This is a genomic window from Chelatococcus sp. YT9 (assembly GCF_018398315.1).
GTDB lineage: Bacteria > Pseudomonadota > Alphaproteobacteria > Rhizobiales > Beijerinckiaceae > Chelatococcus.
In genome coordinates this window covers 1,928,917-1,948,218 of record NZ_JAHBRW010000002.1, presented here as the reverse complement: position 1 = coordinate 1,948,218, position 19,302 = coordinate 1,928,917, and the positions used below count along the sequence as shown (strand labels likewise).

Here is a 19,302-nt window from a genome sequence, read left to right as displayed (position 1 = left end):
GACGCAGTTGTGCCTATGATTGCCGGCGAGCGCGGCGTGAATGTACGGGGAGGATGCGGCTGGGCGTGCCCCGCCTTTCCGCCAATTCTCTATACGCTGAGCTCGCGGGCGACGCCCTGCAGCATTGCGAGTGTGCGCTGCATATCGGCAGGCTGCTCGCCCATCCTCTGGATGTAGGGACAAGTCAGTATTGCAATCGCATGACCCTCCGACGAAAGGATGGGCACGCTGATGTCACTCACGCCGAATATCTGCTGGCTCTTGTCGATGCGATAACCCGCCTCGTGATAGTCGCTCAACAGCGGTTCGAGCTTGCGGAAGGCGTCTTCTCTTTCCGTGCCCCTCCAATGCGCAACAAGCTCCGATCGGGACTGGTGGTCCTGGAAGGCGAGGAAAAGTTGGCCTGAACTCGTCGCCAGCAGATCGATCGGAGTGCCGACACGGACGGTGAATACCCAGTCACCCGACGCGGCTGCATTGGCTACGACGACGGCGGCGTCGCGCTCTCGCACCACAAGATGGCAGGACTGGCCGGCCTCCAGCGCGAACGCATCCATCATGGGAGCCGCGCGTGACGTGAGGCGCCGCAGAGGCGGATGGTGCTGGCCAAGCACGAAGAGTTTCATACTCAGTGAGAACCGATCTCCCTCAACTGATCGGTAGACGTATCCCCGGGCGACCAGCCGCTCGAGCATCCGGTAGATCTCGCTCGCGCCGCGACCCAGCTCCTTGACGATTTCCGCTCGGGTCAGCGCATCGGAGCGCGAGGCCAGCAGTTCCAGAATATCGAGGCCCTTGTCGAGCGCCGGTGCGCGATAGAGCTCCTCACGGCTCATCGTCTTGCTGGAATCGTCGATGGCGCTTGTCAACCCGGTCCCCCCTCGCACGTCGTAGGCGCGGTCGTTTATTGACATATGAATATAATGTTCATATTTGGTCCGTCAACGACGATGATGCGTGCTTGTAAGGGAGGCGGTACCGTGTACCTAAACGAGAAGCGCATTCTCATGAGCGCGATATGGCCTGTTTGGCCTAGCTGATGATGGTCGGGAGCCTTGCTTTGCGTGCGTGATCGGCGCACTCCGGCGCCGTATCGGAGAATCGTCATGACCAAGATCGTCGACCTCAAGGTGCTTGATCTTCGCTTTCCGACTTCCCAGCACCTCGATGGATCGGATGCCATGAATCCCGATCCGGACTATTCCGCGGCCTACGTTATTCTGAAGACGGACCGTCCTGACCTCGAGGGCCATGGACTGACGTTCACCATCGGCCGGGGTAACGAAATTTGCTGCGCCGCGATTAAGGCCATGGCGCATCTCGTCGTTGGACTGTCGCTCGAGGATGTGCAGGCGGACCTCGGTTCTTTCTGGCGGCATGTCACATCCGACAGTCAGCTGCGCTGGATCGGCCCGGACAAGGGGGCTATCCATCTCGCCACTGGGGCTGTCGTCAATGCCATGTGGGACCTCATCGCCAAGATGGCGGGCAAGCCGGTGTGGCGCCTCGTTGCCGATATGACGCCGGAGGAGTTCGTCCGGACCATTGATTTCCGCTACCTTACGGATTGCATTACGCCTGACGAGGCCTTGGCCATGCTTCGGGAGAAGGAACCCGGGAAGGCGGAGCGGATCGCCGTTCTCGAACGTGAAGGCTATCCCTGCTACACGACTTCGGCCGGCTGGCTCGGCTATGATGACGAGAAGTTGCGTCGATTGTGCCAGGAGGCCGTCGACCAAGGCTTCAACCATGTGAAGCTAAAGGTTGGCCGGGATATCGAGGACGACAAGCGTCGCCTGCGCATCGCGCGGGAGGTCATCGGGCCGGACCGGCAATTGATGATTGACGCCAACCAGGTCTGGGAGGTAGGCGAGGCTATCGAGCACGTCCGCCAGCTGGCGTTTGCTCAGCCCTGGTTCATCGAGGAGCCAACGAGTCCCGACGATATCGAGGGCCACCGGAAAATTCGAGAAGGGGTCGACCCGGTCAAGGTGGCGACCGGCGAGATGTGCCAGAACCGCATCATGTTCAAGCAGTTCATCATGCGCGGCGCGATCGACGTGGTGCAGATCGACTCGTGCCGCCTCGGCGGCGTGAACGAAGTTCTGGCCATTCTACTGATGGCCGCCAAATACGGCCTGCCCGTTTGTCCGCACGCGGGTGGTGTCGGCTTGTGTGAATACGTGCAACACTTGTCGATGATCGACTTCGTCTGTGTCGCGGGCACGCGCGAAGGGCGGGTCATTGAATATGTCGATCATCTGCACGAGCACTTCAAGGATCCGTGTGTCGTGCGCGATGCGGCCTATATGCCGCCGAGCGCGCCTGGGTTTTCGATCGAGATGAAGCCTGAGAGCCTTGAGAACTATCGTTTCGGAGGCTGACGGCTTCCGACGGACCGTTTTTTTGGCTTGCAGGCACAATGAATTCCCTCGTTGCAAGACATCGCGGTGGCCGGCGTGGGCCGGTCACCAAGAGCTGGCGAGGGTCATAGGAAATACTCAAGGGAGCTTCTCATGAAGCATGTCGCACCCGCCAGGGGCAGCGCCAAAGCGCCTGCCGGCGCCACGCGGATTCGCTACGTCATATTGACGTTGTGTTTCTTTGGGCTTGTCATCAACTATCTCGACAGGGCCAATATGAGCGTGGCCCTGCCTTATATCGACGCCGAGCTCCAGCTCAATCTCTCGAACACCGAAAAAGGCCTTATTCTGGGGGCTTTCTTCTGGGCCTACGACGGCATGATGCTGCTGGCCGGCTGGTTCACGGACAAGGTCGGATCGCGCCGGGCTTTCACGCTCGCAGCGATCTGGTGGTCGATCTTCACCGCGTTGACGCCGCTCGCCAAGAGCTTCTGGGGGTTCTTCGCCTTCCGCTTCATGCTGGGCGCCGGTGAGGCGCCGGCCTATCCGAGCGCCACAAAGGCTGCTTCCCGCTGGTTTCCGGTCGGCGAGCGCGCATTCTCAACGGCGGTGATCGATTCCGGCTCGCGCGTGGGGACGGTCCTGTCGCTTCCGATCGTGACCAGCCTGATCGCCCTGACCACGTGGCACTACTCCTTCGTCGTTCTGGGTGTGGTTGGTCTCATCTGGGCCGGCGTCTGGTATTGGTACTATCGCGATCCAACCGAGCATTCATCTGCCAATGATCTTGAGCGCCAGTATATCGCCGAGAACGGCAGCCGGAGCGAGGCGAGCGACGACAGCGAGGCCGCCAAGATCCGCTGGTCCCAATTGTTCCGCTACCGCACGGTCTGGGGGATGATGCTAGGCTTCTTCTGCCTGAACTTCGTCATCTACTTCTTCCTGACCTGGTTCCCCGACTATCTCAAGAACGCCCGAGGTCTCAATCTGGCACAGCTCGGCACGCTCGGCATGCTACCCGGGCTTGCAGCGGTCGTGGCGGCATGGGCGGCCGGCGCCTACGCCGACCGTCTCATCCGGGGCGGCGCCAATGTCACCGTGGTGCGCAAGGTCGTGATGGTGGGCGGACTGCTGGGCGGGGCGGCCATCCTGCCCGCTGCCTTTGCGTCTTCGATCTATATGGCGCTGTTCTTCCTCGCCATTTCCTACAGCAGCCTCGCCGTCGCCGCGACCGGCATCTGGTCGCTGCCGGCCGATGTGGCGCCGAGCTCACACCACGTCGCCTCGATCGGTGGTATCCAGAACTTCGCGTCCAATATCGCCGGCATCGTCAGCCCGTTCATGTTTGGATTCCTGCTCGACAAGTTCCATGGAGACTACACGCCGTCCTTTGCGGTGGCGGCGGGCTTCGCGGTTCTCGGCGCATTTTCCTATGCTTTTATCGTGGGCCGGGCCGAGCCGCTGCCATTACTTGCCGCCTCTCGCCGATGAGCGGCACGTGAGCCCTCACGGGTTCGCAAAGCGACCGGGAGGAACTGGTCTTCCTCCTTGGGATCCGTTTGAAATCCGCGCGCCGCGTCACAGGTCTGTGATGCGGCGCGACACATATGGTCTCGACAGAGTGTTCGGTTAGCACAGGATCGGCGTGCCGACATCGGTCCGAAGCGCCCGGACGCATCCCCTCGCTGGCGGCTTGATGGCTCGGTCGGCGAGCCCCGCGGCCTGAAGACTGCACCGCAGGTGTCTCACTTGAGATTAGCTCTTGCGCCGTCGTGGTGTCGAAGCTTTGTCTCCAACGTGTTCCGCACGAGCCGCGAGAGCCTTCTCCATGTTGGCACGCGAAGCCTGGATATGCCTGCGCATCAACATCTCCGCCAAATCCGCATCACGGTCAGCAATCGCGGCTGCGATACGCTGGTGCTCGATGAACGCACGCTGCGCGCGTCCGCTTACGATAGCGTGCTGATACCGGTAAAGACGGATCAACTGGTAGTATTCATCGCATAAGAGATGAAAAAGGCTCGCGCTCCCACTATAGCGCACGATCGCGAAATGGAAGTCCTCGTCGGCGCCGTTCTGAACATAGGCTCTTGAATCCAGATCGAGCTGTACTTCGTGCGTCTGGAGCATGGCGTAGAGCTCGTCCACCTGGACGTCTGTGATCCGCGCCGCCGCCTCGCGTGCCGCCAGGCCCTCGAGAACTTCACGGATGGCGAAAGTTTCGCTGATCATCTCTGGGGTGATGACGACGACGCGAGCTCCGAGGCGCGGTGAGCGGGTCACGAGGCGTCGCTCTTCCAAGCGTCTGATCGCCTCGCGCAGGGGCCCGCGACTGACGCCGAGACGGCGCGATAAATCAGGCTCGCTCAGCTTTGCTCCAGGCTCGATCTCGCCGCGCACGATTGCGTCACTGATCTGGCGGAAGGCCCGATCTGATAATGTTTGCCCGTCGTCATCCGCGTCGTCCGAAAACATGCTGCCCACAGTGTCGTCCATGCCGGGAATTTAGGGGAACGCCAATGAGATGTCGACAATCAGCAGCCGAAGGCTGACAAGCATTACTGTCGACAGAAATGCGTGGCATGGCACAAATTCCCGAGAGAAAGCGGCATGCTAGGCAAATTTGTTGACAAAATGTCCGATGGTTCAGAAAGTTGACCTGGAATGGTGATTAGGCACAGGCGACAGGCGCATGACGCATCTTGAACGTGGAAGAAGACTTCGCGGGGCCGTGGAGGAACGCCGGGCGTTGCTCGCGCCTGGCGCTGCCAACGCGCTCACGGCGCGGATCGCGGAGGATCTTGGATACGAAACCGTCTATGTCACGGGAGCCGGCATTGCCAATACCGGCTACGGGGTACCCGACATCGGCCTTACGACTGTGACGGAGGTCGCGAATACGGTAGCGGCCATTTCCGACTGTTGTGATCTGCCGCTCATCGTTGACGCCGACACGGGCTTCGGCAATCCCTTGAACATGATCCGAACGGTCCGCTTGCTTGAGCGCGCCGGGGCCAATGCCCTGCAGATCGAGGACCAGGAGTTTCCGAAGCGCTGCGGACATTTCGCGGGCAAATCCGTCATTCCGCAGGCCGAGATGTGTGAAAAGGTCAAGGCGGCGGTCGATAGCCGGTCGACGGAAGACCTCCTGATTATCGCGAGAACGGACGCCTATGCCGTTGAAGGTCTCGAGGCAGCGCTGGACCGAGCCGCAGCCTATATCGAGGCGGGCGCTGATATTACATTCGTCGAGGCCCCGACAAGCGAGGCCCAGCTGCGGGAGATCGTGAAACGCCTCCCGGCCCCTCAAGTCATCAACCTGGTGATTGGCGGCAAAACGCCGCTTCTCTCTCAAGCCGCGTTGAGGGACATCGGGTTTTCGCTCGTTCTTTATGCCAACGCGGCGCTCCAGGCTTCGATCGTGGCTATTCGCGATGTTTTATCAGGAATTCGCACGGAAGGGGGTGTAGAGACACTGCTTCATCGGCTGGCGACTTTTGAGGATCGGCAGAACGTGGTGCGCAAGTCCTATTGGGACGGTCTTGAAAAGCGCTATGTGGATGATCCCGGCACAACGCGATGAGCAGACTTCTCCCAAGTTCCGATACCGGAGCTCAGACATGGCCGGGGAAGGCCAGCGCGTCTTCTGCACGCCACGCCACCGAGACGCTATCTCCGGGCGCGGGAATGCGACCTGCTGCAATGTTGTTCAGTATCGTCGCGCGTAGGCTGAGGCCGAGAGCAGACACGGTGATCTGAAACCGATCACCGATGAGCGCGGTATGTTCCACCGTGCCCGGCAGCCCCGCCGCCTCGTGCCTGAGGCGGATGTTCTCCGGGCGTATCATAAGGGTGGCGGGGCCGGGAGACAGCTGCGCTGGTGGGAGGGGGAATCCGTGCGCGGACCCGTTGACGTGGAACGTCGCCCCGGCTGTAGAGTTCGGCCTGATCTCACCATGAAGCCTGTTGGTCTCTCCGACGAAATCGGCCACGAATGGTGTGGCCGGCCGGTTGTAGAGATCGAGTGGTTTGCCGATCTGTTCGATTCGCCCGGCATTCATCACGGCAATGCGATCCGACATCGTCATTGCCTCCGCCTGATCGTGCGTGACGAGTATCGTCGTGACGCCGAGTCTTTTCTGTAGACTGCGTATCTCAATCTGAACAGACGCTCTGAGCTTCGCATCAAGCGCTGCAAGAGGTTCATCGAGCAGCAGGATCGTCGGTTCCACGACGATGGCCCTCGCCAGCGCCACGCGTTGCTGCTGGCCACCTGAGAGCTGCGCGGGCCGCCTTTCGGCGAAGGCCGTCATCTGAACGAGATCCAAGGCGTGGGCGACGCGCTTCGCAATCTGGGTCTTGTCCTGCCGCCTCATCTTGAGGCCGAAGGCGACATTTTGTGCGACGCTCATGTGGGGAAAGAGCGCATAGCTTTGGAAAACGACGCTGATGTCGCGTTTCCAGGGCGCCGTTTCGACGAGCGAACGATCATCAACGCGGATGTCACCGCGATCTACGTTGATAAGGCCTGCGATACACCGCAACAAGGTCGTCTTGCCACAGCCTGACGGGCCGAGCAGAGCGATAAATTCCCCAGGCGCCGCCTCGAGATTGATATCGCGTAGGGCGGGGGCGCCATCATATGATTTGGCGACATCCCGGATTGCGATGCGTCCGCGCGACGGGCGGGAAGCAGATTCAGCCATTGCGGCGCTGTTCCTGGTTGCTCGGCAAGGTAAGATTACGCAGTCCATAGGTGTATTCGAGAGCGATGAGCCCAATGATGACAATGATCATCTTGACCACGGAAATCGCCGCGACAGCGGGATCGTAGTTGTTGACGAGATAGCCGAGTATCGCAACCGGAAGCGTCATCGAACGCGCGTTGGACAGCAGCAGCGAAATCGCGACCTCGTCGAAGGAAATCAGAAAGGCGAACATCCCGCCCGCAAACAAAGCGGGTCGCAGCATAGGTAACGTGACATGCCAGAAGGTCGCGAGCGGCGGTGAGCCGAGAGTATAGGCGGCTTCCTCGATGCGCGGGTCTGTACTGGCATAAACGGCCACGATCGTGCGCAGGAGATAAGGAATCGTGATCACGACATGGCCAATGACCAAGCCTGCGAACGTATTACCGAGCCCGATGGCGTTGAGATAGAACAGCAACGCGATCGCCAAGATGAGCGCTGGCATGCTAAGCGGCGACAAGAGAAAGGTCTGGATCGCCGTAGAGAACCGAAAGGGGTACCGCACGAGCGCGATCGCGGCGGGCACCGCGACAATGGCGGCAAAGACCGTCGCCAGCAATCCCAGAACGACGCTGTTCCACATGGGCCGCATGAATGTCGGGTCTGCAAGAACCTGTTCGAACCACCTCAGCGAAAAGCCGGGAGGCGGAAAAGACACAAAGCTCGCTGACGAAAAGGCGACCACAAAAACGATCGCCTGCGGCGCCATGATGAACAGACCAGCGAGGACGACGTAGGTCCTCAAGCCCTTGCCGAGCTTCTCAACCTGTCTCATCGACTAGCCCTCGATCTGGCGAGGCGCAACTGGAGGGCGATCACGGCGACTGCGGTGATGAGCAAGATGTTGCCGAGAGCGGCGGCAAACGGCCAATCCGATGCAAGATTGAGTTGTTGATAGATGAGGAGTGGCAGAACCATCGTCGCGTTGCTGCCCATGAGCATGACTGTCACGAAACTGCCCATGCTCAAAGCAAAGACAAGCAGCATGCCTGTCATCACGCCCTGCGCGCTCAGAGGCAGGACAACATGAACGAAGCTCCGGAAAGGCGAAGCTCCAAGGGTTGCCGCGGCCTCCTCAAGAGCGCCGTCGATACCTTCGAGCGTGCTTGCAATGGACAAGACCATGAAGGGGAGGAGGACATGGACCAGCGCCAGCCATATCGCAAACCAGCCGCTGCCGATGTTCACGGTATCGAGGTTAAGCGCCTTGAGGATCGCATTGATGACGCCACTGCGGCCCAGGATGATCATCCAGCCGAAAGTACGGACTACCACATTGATGAGAAGTGGTGTGACGATCAAGAAGATGAGGAGGCTTTTCGTGCGGCCTGAGGAGCGCGCGATGGCAAGAGCCATTGGATAACCCAGCGCAAGCGTTGCCAAAGTCACCGCTATGCTCAGGGCGATCGTGACACCGAGTACACCTAGATAATATTGGTCGCCGAGAGCGCGCGCATATTGATAGATTCCGAGGCCGTCCGGCGTCTCAAGACTGCGCCCCGTGTTCAGCGCAAGGGGGCCGATGAAGAAGGCAAGAAGGAATACGACCGCCGGCAGCGACAGAAGGAGACCGGGTGCAACACCCGGCCTCATACGAGCTGCTTCCGTCATCGCAGAGTGCTGCCGTTAGCGGGGGCCATATCAGCGGATTTCCTTGTTCCAGCGATCAATCCAAGCCGGGATCTTGTCGATGAAGGATTTGAAGTCAGGCTGACGCACCTTCTCGAGCGGAGTTAGCTGCGCTTTCAGGGCGTCGGGGTAGACGACCTTGGAATTGACGACGGGATAGATGATGGTTTCGGCATGGCCCAGCTGGGCCTTCGGCGACAGGACGCAGTCAATATATGTCCAGGCCGATTCCGGCGCGTTCTTGACCTTCGCCAGCATGGCGGCCGACTGGAAGGCGCCGGGCTCCGGAATGTAGGCGCCGGCCCATTTATTCTCGTTGGCAAATGAATACGCACGCCCGTCCCAGTAAACGAGCAGGTCAATTTCCTTCGCCGCGAACATGTTCATGGCATCGACAGGCGATGTCCAGAACTTCGCCACATGCGGCGCCATCGCCTTGTATTTCTCGAAGACGACATTCTCGTCGCCGCCGTAAAGGGTGCTGAGAAACCAGGTGAACATGGGTCCCCAGGCCATCGTCACTGCGGGAAACGACACTCGATCGCCGAACTTGCCGGCAATGACGTCGTCGATCAGTGTCTTCCAATCAGCAGGGGGCGTCGGGATCTTGTCTTTGTTATAAAGGACAATCATGGCGCCGAAGTTCTGAATTGTGGCGAAGTCGTCCCACTGTTCACGAAAGATCTGTGGAACATCCTTGAGGTTTGGCGCCTTGGCGGCGTCGAGCTTGTCGAGCAGCCCTTCGCGGCCGGCCCGAATGGCGTCGATTTCGCTGAGCAGAGCGACATGGATAGGCGGATTTTTGGGATTCGCCCTGATCTTGCTCATGACATCGCTCGAATTGAGGACAAGGATTTCCGGCGACTGCCCCGTTCGCTCCTTATAACAGGTTGCGAAGTTCTTTTTGGCTGACTCGAGCCACACCCCGCCTGAGGCTACCACCACCAGAGGCTCCTGTGCCTTGACGGCCAGTGGCGTCAGCATACCCAATCCTGCCGCTCCTAAGCCCAGGGCGATTGCCGCTAGCCTTGCAAATCCGACCATTCCCCATGCTCCATTTTGGCGATACCGGACCACACACCGATCGAATTGCGAGCGATCGGTGCAGCGGCGGGTTCAACTTGACGCTAGACTGCTCATCTTGTACCAAATCTGTCAACCAGTTGCTTCAGATGAAACAATCACAGGGTTGACGCAATAATGAGCAGTCTGGAAAGCGCCATCCGAATTTTGCAATCGCTCTCGCCTCAGAAGCCGACGCTTCGGGTATCGGATGCCGCAGCTGAGCTGGACATTCCCAAAAGCACGGTCTCGCGGCTTTTGAAGACTTTGAGCGAGGGCGGGATCTTAGAGCGGCAGGATGGCGGCAGGGAGTATAGCGTAGGCCCATTATTGCTTCAGCTCGGCGGGCTTTATGTCTCGACACATAGCGTGCTCGACCTCGTCGATCGTTCTTTGTTACGCCTTGTCGAGACATTCGGGTTCACGGCCTACGCTGGCATCCTCGACGGCGCTGACGTTGTCGTGCTTCGTCAGTGGCAGGGCAGCCATCCGCTCCGGCTTGTGCTTGATGTCGGCTCGCGTCTTCCGGCAGAGCAGACGGCGCTTGGTCTGTCCTTGTTGTCAAACTGTGAAGACGCGGTTGTCGCCGAGCGGCTTGGGGCGTCCGTTGTTCATCCTGTCACCGGCGAGGCGATCCCCCTTGCCGATACGTTGAAGGATGTAAGGCGTTGCCGAGAGGCGGGGTGGATCCAGGTTGCCTGCGCAACAGCGCCGGGTATCACGTCCATCGGAGCGGTCATCACGGCCCGCAACGCAAGCCAGCCGGATATCAGTATATCCGTTTCATTTCCCGACCACGCTGCCGATGATGCGCTGAGATCCGCGATGGCCGCGGAAATTATAAAGGCTGCACGCGAAATCACGGAGTTGTCCAGCATGCCGCTGCAGCTCAGTGGCCCGCGGAACCCGGGTGCAACGCGCAGCGGACGTTGATCGCGCACAACTCAAGCGAGAACGCATGATGAAGACCTTTCCTCCAAGCCGGACCAGTTTCAGCCGCATCTGCTTCATCGGCGACGCTTTCACCGTAGGTGCCGGCGATGAGACGGCGCTCGGTTGGACCGGGCGCCTCGTGGCGGGAGAGTGGGCGAAAAATCACGACATATCCCTGTACAACCTCGGCATTCGCGGGAACTCCACCCGAATGATCGCCGAACGCTGGCGCCGCGAATGCGAGGCCAGGATTCCAGCCGGCGCCAACGGCCGGCTTGTCTTCATGTTTGGGGGTAACGACGCCAAGGAGGAAGTCGGCCGGGGGATTGAAGTGCCGTTGGAGGAGTCGGCGGCCAATGCACGTGCCATTCTCCGGGAGGCATCGCAATGGCTCCCGACTTTGTGGATCGGGCTTATACCGATGAACGATGCGCTGCCCTATCCGCAACTGTTGAGCGGCCCTCAGTATCGCTTCTCAAACGCGCGGCAGGCTGAATACAACGCCCGATATGCCGAAGTTGCTGCTGAAATCGGTGTGCCGTTTCTGGATCTCCACACGCCGCTGATGGAAGATCCGCGCTGGATGACGCTCACCCAGGCAGGCGATGGCAGCAATCCTGCGGGCGAGGGCTACGCCTATGTCGCCGATATGATCGCGCAATGGCCGCAGTGGCGCGCCTGGTTCGATAAAGCCTAGGATCTGTCTCGCATCTGTTGCTGCGCTGGATTCGAGAGGCAAGCCCGCGTCTGAGCGGAGCTTTCTCCTGAGTTTGGTCGCGGCGGCTGGTCGCCGGCTCCAACAGGGCACGCTCCGTGCCATCCCGGCGCTGGGCGAAACCTTGCGAATCGCGGCGGCAGTTCTGTTCCTGGCGGATGAAAAATCACCTCACATCACCGGCCAAACTCTTTCCCTGGACGGTGGGAAGCCGCAGCGAGCCCTCATACCGCGTTCTCTACCCAGTGTTGCGCGGGGGCCAATTTTGGTCGCGTTGCCGCACACCTGGCCATCTAGATCCCGCAGGATTGCAGCGCTGCACGGTTGCGCTGCCGATATTCGCCGGGTGAATGGCCGGCGCGGTTGGTGAAGGCAGTGGTGAATGAGCTGACGCTCGCATAGCCGACGCTCTGGGCGACAGTCTCGATGGGCATGCTGTCCTGCGCCAGGAGTTCCATCGCGCGCATCATTCGAACCTCAATGATCAGCGATTTCAGTCCAAATGAGAATTCTTCCTGAGAGAGGCGCTGCATCGTTCGCGGCGCCAGCCGACAGGCGGCGCAGGCCGACGCCACTGTCACGTCGGCCAGATGGGTGCTGATATAGCTGATGAGACGCCGCATTTCGTCTGACTTGGCGACTGGCAACCATAGCATCTTTGGGTTGGAGAACCATTCCTGGCAAAGGTGCGACAACGTTCTGAACAATTGGCGCAGGGTCGATCCCGTTTCGGGAGCCCTCTCCGACATGCTGAGCATGAGCGTGAGCAGTTCGTGAACCAGAGGGTTGGCCTGGGTGACCCAGCAGCCGTGATGGTGCCAGGGATGGTCTTCCGGCGCGAGAAACGCCACATGGGCGCGCAGGCCGTCTGAGGTGCGTAGATTAAAGGCCCGGTCCGCGGGAATGAAGATCATGTGGTTGGGCACGACGAGCCAACCTCCTGCTTCTCCCTCAACGTCAATCTGGCCACGGACGACCAAAATCATCTTGTGAAGGCGATCACCCCTCGAGGATTCGCTCCACCTGTCGCATTCGATGGCAGCGACGGAAAGCTCCCCGGAACCGTTCTGGACGAACTTCCTTGCGGGGCTCGCAATGAGCGCGAACGGCTGCGTCGTCCGTTCGAGCCTCGCGGCGGTGCTTACGCCTTTCGTCAGTATGGCCTCCATGATTGATGCCAACGCTCGCCCGCTTGCGAGCGGCAATGTCGCCCAATTCTTTGTCACGGAACGCTGGCCAAAATAAGATTGTTCGTATATTTTTTTCGAAAAATAGCCAATATCACATTGTTGTTCGGTTGGGGCCACTCGGGAGGGGCGCGGCAATGACGACAGGGGCGGCACATCTGGCCAGCGCGACTGCGTCCGATGCCTTGACGATAAGGGGCCTCTGCAAGGCGTTCGGCGCCACGAAGGCCGTGCAGAATGTGGATCTGACGTTGCCGCGCGGTGAAATTCTCGCCCTGCTCGGCCAGAACGGCGCCGGCAAATCCACTCTCGTTAAGATCCTCGCGGGCGTCATCACCGCCGACAGCGGCGAGGTGCTGCTTGACGGAAAGCCTCACGATCTACGACGCGACCGTTACGCGATCGCCTTCGTGCACCAGGACCTTGGGCTCATCGAATGGATGACGGTCGCGGAAAACATAGCCTTGGCGCAAGGCTTCAAGCGACGGTTGGGGCTCATCGACTGGGGCAGTGTCGAGGAGCAGGCGCGTCAATCACTTCGCGATATCGCGCCTGCCATTGATCCGCGAAAAAGGGTGAGCGACCTGTCGCGCACGGAAAAGTCTCTCGTAGCCATCGCGCGCGCGGTAGGCGTTGGCGCGAGCATACTGGTTCTTGACGAGCCGACGGCCAGTTTGCCGAAGGACGACGTGGAGGTGCTGTTTTCTGTCCTGCGCGCGCTGAAGAAGCGCGGTGTCAGCATGATTTACGTCTCGCATCGGCTCGACGAGATCTTCGCGATTTCGGATTGCCTTCTGGTGCTGCGCGACGGGCGAGTGGCGGACGCGCGCCGGACCGCGCAGGCGGATCCCAAGAGCCTCGTAGCCGCCATCATGGGGCGCGCACTTGAGAATACCTTCGTATTGCCGCCACCCCCGACGTCGGATGCGGTGTTGGAGTGTCGGGAGATCACGGGTGAGAACGTCGGCCCTGTTTCTTTCTCGGTGCGGCGGGGAGAGATTGTTGGCCTTGTCGGCCTGCGCGGTGCCGGTCACGAGGTGGTCAGCCGGATCCTGATCGGTGATGAGCCGAAGTTGGCCGGCGACATTACCGTCTGTGGCAAGCTGCTCGACCATGCCTCGCCCAGCCGCTCGATCGCCGGGGGCTTGGGGATGATCGGGGCTGACCGCCTCGCGGAATCGATTGCTCCAGGGCTTTCTATTCGGGAAAACATGTATCTCAATCCCCTGGCCGTGGGCAGCCGCCTTTTCTCGTGGCGTTCGCCGAGGGACGAGGCGAAGGAATGTCGGGAGGCCGGCCGGCACGTCGGACTCGTTCCGAACGAGCCAGAGGCGCCCATCGAAAGTCTGTCCGGCGGCAACCAGCAAAAGGTCGTGCTCTCAAGGTGGATACGTATCACGCCAGACGTACTCATCCTCGAAGATCCGACGGCCGGTGTCGATGTGGGCGCCAAGAACGAGATCTACAGGTTGCTGGCGCGACAGCTTCAGGCGGGCCGGGCGATCGTGCTGATTTCAACGGACTTTGAAGAGGTCGCAGCCATTTGCCACCGCGCTCTCGTATTCAGGGGCGGGAAGCTGGAGAGCGAGATCGGCGCGGAGGCCATGAGCGTGGAGGCGGTCACTCTGGCCTCGTCCATGGCGGATAGTTCTTCGGCCAGCGGGGCTTTGATTCAGGCAGGGGGGCGATAGCCATATGCAATCGATCAAATCGACAGCGTTGGAGCCGACCATTGTTGAGCTGGAACAGATGTCGCTTGGTCAGAAGATCAGAAGACTCATTCCGGTTTACGGGCTTTTGATCTGCACGCTGCTCTTGATCGCTATTTTCTCGGTGCTGTTGCCGAATACATTCCCGACCATGTTGAATTTGCGCTCAATATTGGGAGATAAGGCCATCATTGCCATTCTGTCGCTGGCCGCGATGATCCCGATGGCTGCGGGGCGCATCGATCTGACGGTCGGTTATGGCATCGTCTTATGGCATATACTGGCAATCGCTTTGCAGACCCGTCTGGGATTGCCTTGGCCGGTAGCCGTTCTCATCGTCCTCATGGCCGGGTGCCTGTTGGGATTGCTGAATGGCCTCCTCGTGGAAATCGCGCGCATCGATTCCTTCATTGCGACGCTCGGCACGGGCACGGTGCTCTATGCCATCGCCCTCTGGTACACGGAGGGGCGCCAGATCGTCGGTATGCTACCGTCAGGTTTCACGGGGCTCTATTCCTGGCAGCCTTTCGGCATCCCTGTCGTCGCGTTCTATGTTCTGATCATCAGCGTGGTGATGTGGATCATCATGGCTTATACGCCGATTGGCCGTTGTCTCTACGCGATCGGCGCGAACCCGCGCGCCGCAGAACTCAACGGTATTCCGAACAGGCGCTTCATCATCGGGGCTTTCGTCGCGGCAGGATTGCTGGGGGCTCTGGCGGGCCTCCTGCTGGCGGCTCGCTTGCGGATCGGTCAGGCGAGCGTCGGCCTCGAGTATCTGCTGCCGGCGCTTGTGGGGGCTTTTCTCGGATCGACCACGATCACCCCCGGGCGAGTGAATGTCTGGGGCACGATCGTCGGCGTCGCGATCCTCGCGGTGGGTATTTCAGGTATTCAGCAATTCGGCGGCGCCTTCTACATCGAGCCACTTTTCAATGGCGTGACCTTGCTGATCGCGATTGGACTTGCCGGTTACGCACAAAAGCGTCACGGCCGATTTGTTGCGCGACGTGTACCGAGTTCACCCCAGGCTATTCATCGATCTGCCGATAGATGAAATGGGATTCACCTATCGGAGATAATAAACGTCGGGAGGAAAGACATAATGAAAACTGCCGGAAAACTGAAGTGCGCCGCAACCTGTGGCCTGCTCTCGGCCTTGGCCTCGGTCCTGGGCATCGCCACCGCATCGGCCGATGCGGTATCGGACGCAAAAGATTTCGTCGCCAAACTGAGCGCGCCGAATGCGCCCTGGAGCGGCCCGACCACGGGGCCGAAAGCCCTGCCGGGCAAAAGCATCATTTATGTATCCACCGATCAGCGCAACGGCGGCGCCCGAGGCGCGGGCGAGGGGGTCAAGGCAGCCGCGGCGCGGATTGGCTGGACCTACAAAGAAAGCGACGGTCAGGGCTCTGTCGCGGGCCGCGCGACGGCGCTCAATCAGGCGATCGCGTCCAAGCCCGACGTCATCGTCCTCGGCGGCATCGACGCGACGGAGCAGGCCGCGGTCATCGAAGAAGCGGCCAAGCAGGGCATCGTCGTCATCGGCTGGCACGCCTACGGCAAATCTGGCCCGCACGATAAGCTGCCGATCTTCACCAACATCACCACCGATCCGCTCGAGGTCGCGCGCGCGGCGGCGTCATATCCGTGCGCCGAGCTCAACGGCAAGGTCGGTGCCGTTATCTTCACCGACAGCACCTACGAAATCGCCGTCAGAAAATCCAACGCGATGGCGGAGGTCATCAAGGCCTGCGGCGACAGCAAGGTCCTTGAGATTGTTGACACCCCGCTGGCGGACGCATCGAACCGCATGCCCCAGCTCACGACGTCTCTGCTCCAGCGCCACGGCAAGCAATGGACGACCTCGCTGAGCATCAACGACCTCACGTTCGATTTCATGGCACCGTCTCTTTCAGCTGCCGGCCTCGGCGGCAGCGACAATCCGGTCGCCATCTCCGCCGGTGACGGCAGCGAGGTCGCGTTCCAGCGCATCCGCGCTGGTGAATATCAGGCCGCGACCGTGGCGGAGCCGCTGATCCTTCAGGGGTGGCAGATCGTCGATGAAGCAAACCGCGCCCTTAACAAGGAAAAGGAAAGCGGCTTCGTTGCTCCAGCCCACCTCTTTCTCAAATCCAATATCGAATCCGACGGTGGCCCGAAGAACATCTATGATCCGGGCAACGGCTACGCCGATGCCTACGCCAAGATCTGGGGCGTGAAGTAGCCCGAGGACCGCGGAGGCGGCTCATGCCGCCTCCAACGATCGCCGCGTTTCGTGCATGCCTTCCGACACCGAACAACAGGACGTTCACCCATGCCTGCGTCGCATCTTCCAACGCCTGATTTCTCGAAGAACATGACGCTCATCGGTCATAGCGACCAGGGCGGCAGGCCTGACGGTGTGCAGCTGATGGTCAATAAAGGCTATGCCTATACCGGCCACATGTTCTCAAAAGGTTTCAGCGTGATCGACGTGCGCGATCCGCGTAATCCAATCGCTGTCGAATATATAGCAGCGCCACCCAATACGTGGAACATCCATCTGCAGACCTATGGCGACCTGCTCTTGGTGATCAACGCCAAGGACATGTTCGCCTCAGCCGAATTTCAGGACGAGAAGGCCTACTATACGGGCCAGATCGGCAAGAAGGTTGGCACAGCGTCGGGCGCAGTGACGGAGCGCGACTGGACCGCGGGGATGAGCGTTTACGACATCTCCACACCGGGGAAGCCTCGCAAGATCGGCTTCATGCCCGTCAACGGCGGAGGCATTCACCGCATCTGGTACACTGGGGGACGCTACGCCTACGCCTCGGCTCTTCTCGATGGCTTCACCGACTACATCTTCATCACTATTGATATGTCCGACCCAGCCAATCCCGTGGAGGCGGGACGGTATTGGCTTCCGGGCATGAACGAGGCCGCCGGGGAGGTCCCGGCGTCTGACAGGCGTGCAGGGCTCCATCATGCCACCGTGTCGGGTGATACCGCCTATGGAGCCTGGCGCGACGCGGGTCTCGTCATCATCGATGTCAAGGATCCCACCAAGCCCGCGCTGAAGTTGCACAAGAACTGGTCCCCCCCCTTCAATGGTGGCACGCACAATTGCTTGATGCTGCCGGATCGAGATCTTCTTGTCGTGGCTGACGAGGCGGTTCTGGACAACTACGAGGACGGTTTCAAGCCGATCTGGTTGTTCGACATGCGTGACCCCGGCAATCCCATCAGCATCTCAACTTTTCCTGAACCAGCTGAGGCCGATTACAGATCGAAGGGCGGCCATTTCGGGCCGCACAACATCTACGAAAACCGGCCTGACGGCTTTGTCAGCTCGGAGCTCATCTTCGCGACCTACCAGAACGCCGGCGTTCGCGTCTTCGATATCCGCAATCCCTACCGTCCCGAGGAAGTCGGGGCGTTTGTGCCCCCCGAGCCCGCCCGGCTTGTGGATCGGCGCCCCAACCGCAAGAAGGTGATACAGAACTGCGATGTCTATGTCGACAAGACTGGGCTGGTCTACACCAACGATTACAATGGCGGTCTTTATATTCTTGAGTTCAAGGGCTGAGCCCTCTTCGTTCTTGCGCTCGGGCCTACGGACTTCTTGAACCTTTCACACCATGACTTGCAGCGACGCAACGAGGCGGCGCCGGATCCACGAAGGCCACTGGCATCCAGTGCCGTCGCGGCGCGGAGGAGACTGTAACATGACCGCTTCCGCTGACCGCGCCGCCCGGGCACCGCTCCCGCTGCAGATCTACGCCTTGACTGCGGCAGCTTTCGCAATCGGTACCACGGAATTCGTGATCATGGGGCTTCTGCCGGAGATCGCGACGGATCTCCAGGTCTCCATCCCGGCTGCCGGGTTTCTCGTTGCCGGCTATGCACTGGGCGTGGTGGTGGGCGCGCCGGTGTTGACGCTGGGCACCCTCCGCCTCGAGCGCAAGTCTCTTCTGCTCGGCCTTATGGGCCTGTTCATCGCCGGGAATGTCATCGCCGCCGTGGCGCCGAACTACGCTGTGCTGATGGTCGCGCGCGTCGTCGCCGCGCTTTGCCATGGCACCTTCTTTGGCGTGGGGGCGGTGGTTGCCGCCAGCCTGGTCCCGGCGGAGCGGCAGGCCAGCGCCATTGCCCTGATGTTTACCGGTTTGGCGCTGGCCAACATCCTTGGGGTCCCGGGCGGAACGGCCGTCGGGCAGATGTTCGGCTGGCGCGCCACGTTCTGGTGCGTCAGCGCCATTGGCGGACTGGCCGCTGTCGCGATCGCCATGTTGATCCGTCCGATGCCGGCCCCTTCGTCGGATGGGTTTGCGTCCGAATTCACCGCCTTGCGCAATCCTGGCTTGTGGATGGCCCTCGGCACGACGGTATTCGGCTTCGGGGGCGTCTTCGTCATCCTCACCTTCATTGCCCCCATTCTCCGTGACGCGACAGGGATGTCCCCGGATACGGTAGCCATTGCCCTTCTCGTTTTCGGGGCGGGGCTCACCCTCGGCAATCCCGTGGGTGGTCGGCTCGCGGATCGCGCGCTGATGCCCTCATTGATCGCCATCCTGGTGGCGCTGTCGCTCATCCAGCTATTGTTCGGCTGGGCGATGTTTCACCTAGCTCCGACGTACCTCTTGTTGTTCTGCTGGGGCGTCGCGGCTTTTGCAACGATTGCACCGTTGCAGACGCGGGTGGTGCTCTCCTCGCCGGCGGCGCCCGCGCTCGCCTCGTCGTTGAACATCGCTGGGTTCAATCTCGGCAATGCCGGTGGCGCCGCCGTCGGGGGAGCCCTGATCGACCATGGCTTTGGCTTTCCCGCACTGGCCGTCGCCGGCGCCGCGATGACGGCATGCGGGCTCGCGTTGGCGATCGGGAATGCCCGCCTTCTGGACTGATGGGGTCGAATGGGTGGCAGAACCGAAGCTCGCCGGGTCGGCTGTGTCAGGCCGGCGCGGGTCACGTGGC

At 60.6% G+C, this 19,302-nt stretch carries 17 protein-coding genes; 10 read left to right on the top strand and 7 right to left on the bottom strand.

Annotation, left to right across the window (positions count from 1 at the left end; all coding sequences use genetic code 11):
• Positions 1-89: 89 nt before the first annotated feature.
• Positions 90-914, bottom strand: coding sequence for an IclR family transcriptional regulator (locus KIO76_RS28790; RefSeq protein ID WP_213326983.1), 825 nt, complete (start codon positions 912-914; stop codon positions 90-92).
• Between the two features lie 192 nt (positions 915-1,106).
• Between KIO76_RS28790 and KIO76_RS28785 the strand changes: the two genes are divergently transcribed.
• Complete coding sequence (locus KIO76_RS28785; protein ID WP_213326982.1) at positions 1,107-2,384, top strand: L-fuconate dehydratase; 1,278 nt, start codon at positions 1,107-1,109, stop codon at positions 2,382-2,384.
• Positions 2,385-2,516: 132 nt separating this feature from the next.
• Entirely contained in the window at positions 2,517-3,854 is a 1,338-nt protein-coding gene (locus KIO76_RS28780; protein WP_213326981.1) for an MFS transporter, read from the top strand.
• 264 nt (positions 3,855-4,118) lie between these two features.
• Here KIO76_RS28780 and KIO76_RS28775 read toward each other — a convergent pair whose 3' ends face one another.
• Positions 4,119-4,859: a GntR family transcriptional regulator gene (locus KIO76_RS28775; protein ID WP_249730074.1), complete on the bottom strand. Its 741-nt coding sequence runs from the start codon at positions 4,857-4,859 to the stop codon at positions 4,119-4,121.
• Positions 4,860-5,055: 196 nt separating this feature from the next.
• On the opposite strand from KIO76_RS28775, the gene KIO76_RS28770 reads away from it, so the two are divergent.
• On the top strand, positions 5,056-5,946 hold the full coding sequence (locus KIO76_RS28770) for an isocitrate lyase/PEP mutase family protein (protein WP_213326980.1): 891 nt from the start codon (positions 5,056-5,058) through the stop codon (positions 5,944-5,946).
• A gap of 31 nt (positions 5,947-5,977) precedes the next feature.
• Here the strand turns inward: KIO76_RS28770 and KIO76_RS28765 are convergent, their stop codons facing one another.
• The 4 genes from KIO76_RS28765 to KIO76_RS28750 are packed head-to-tail and all read right to left on the bottom strand — an operon-like array spanning position 5,978 to position 9,784.
• Complete coding sequence (locus tag KIO76_RS28765; protein WP_213326979.1) at positions 5,978-7,069, bottom strand: ABC transporter ATP-binding protein; 1,092 nt, start codon at positions 7,067-7,069, stop codon at positions 5,978-5,980.
• Entirely contained in the window at positions 7,062-7,886 is an 825-nt protein-coding gene (locus KIO76_RS28760; protein ID WP_213326978.1) for an ABC transporter permease, read from the bottom strand. Before KIO76_RS28760 ends, KIO76_RS28765 begins: the two co-directional genes overlap by 8 nt.
• On the bottom strand, positions 7,883-8,704 hold the full coding sequence (locus KIO76_RS28755) for an ABC transporter permease (RefSeq protein WP_213326977.1): 822 nt from the start codon (positions 8,702-8,704) through the stop codon (positions 7,883-7,885). The genes KIO76_RS28760 and KIO76_RS28755 overlap by 4 nt, the downstream gene beginning before the upstream one ends.
• Positions 8,705-8,752: 48 nt before the next feature.
• Positions 8,753-9,784: an extracellular solute-binding protein gene (locus KIO76_RS28750; protein ID WP_213326976.1), complete on the bottom strand. Its 1,032-nt coding sequence runs from the start codon at positions 9,782-9,784 to the stop codon at positions 8,753-8,755.
• Between the two features lie 156 nt (positions 9,785-9,940).
• Between KIO76_RS28750 and KIO76_RS28745 the strand changes: the two genes are divergently transcribed.
• A complete protein-coding gene (locus KIO76_RS28745; protein ID WP_213326975.1) occupies positions 9,941-10,735 on the top strand; it encodes an IclR family transcriptional regulator in 795 nt (264 codons plus the stop codon).
• A 25-nt stretch (positions 10,736-10,760) separates the two neighbouring features.
• Entirely contained in the window at positions 10,761-11,432 is a 672-nt protein-coding gene (locus KIO76_RS28740; protein WP_213326974.1) for a GDSL-type esterase/lipase family protein, read from the top strand.
• Positions 11,433-11,743: 311 nt separating this feature from the next.
• Here KIO76_RS28740 and KIO76_RS28735 read toward each other — a convergent pair whose 3' ends face one another.
• Entirely contained in the window at positions 11,744-12,436 is a 693-nt protein-coding gene (locus KIO76_RS28735) for a helix-turn-helix domain-containing protein (RefSeq protein WP_213326973.1), read from the bottom strand.
• 338 nt (positions 12,437-12,774) lie between these two features.
• Between KIO76_RS28735 and KIO76_RS28730 the strand changes: the two genes are divergently transcribed.
• From KIO76_RS28730 to KIO76_RS28710, 5 genes are all read left to right on the top strand, one after another.
• The gene (locus tag KIO76_RS28730) at positions 12,775-14,328 is read left to right on the top strand and encodes a sugar ABC transporter ATP-binding protein (protein ID WP_249730073.1); all 1,554 of its coding nucleotides are present in this window, start codon (positions 12,775-12,777) and stop codon (positions 14,326-14,328) included.
• Positions 14,329-14,332: 4 nt separating this feature from the next.
• Positions 14,333-15,403, top strand: coding sequence for an ABC transporter permease (locus KIO76_RS28725; RefSeq protein WP_213326971.1), 1,071 nt, complete (start codon positions 14,333-14,335; stop codon positions 15,401-15,403).
• Positions 15,404-15,451: 48 nt separating this feature from the next.
• A complete protein-coding gene (locus KIO76_RS28720) occupies positions 15,452-16,573 on the top strand; it encodes a substrate-binding domain-containing protein (RefSeq protein ID WP_213326970.1) in 1,122 nt (373 codons plus the stop codon).
• Between the two features lie 90 nt (positions 16,574-16,663).
• Entirely contained in the window at positions 16,664-17,917 is a 1,254-nt protein-coding gene (locus KIO76_RS28715; RefSeq protein ID WP_213326969.1) for an LVIVD repeat-containing protein, read from the top strand.
• Between the two features lie 139 nt (positions 17,918-18,056).
• Positions 18,057-19,232 (top strand): MFS transporter, encoded by a 1,176-nt coding sequence (locus tag KIO76_RS28710; RefSeq protein ID WP_213326968.1) that lies wholly within the window; start codon positions 18,057-18,059, stop codon positions 19,230-19,232.
• The last annotated feature ends 70 nt before the right edge of the window (positions 19,233-19,302 follow it).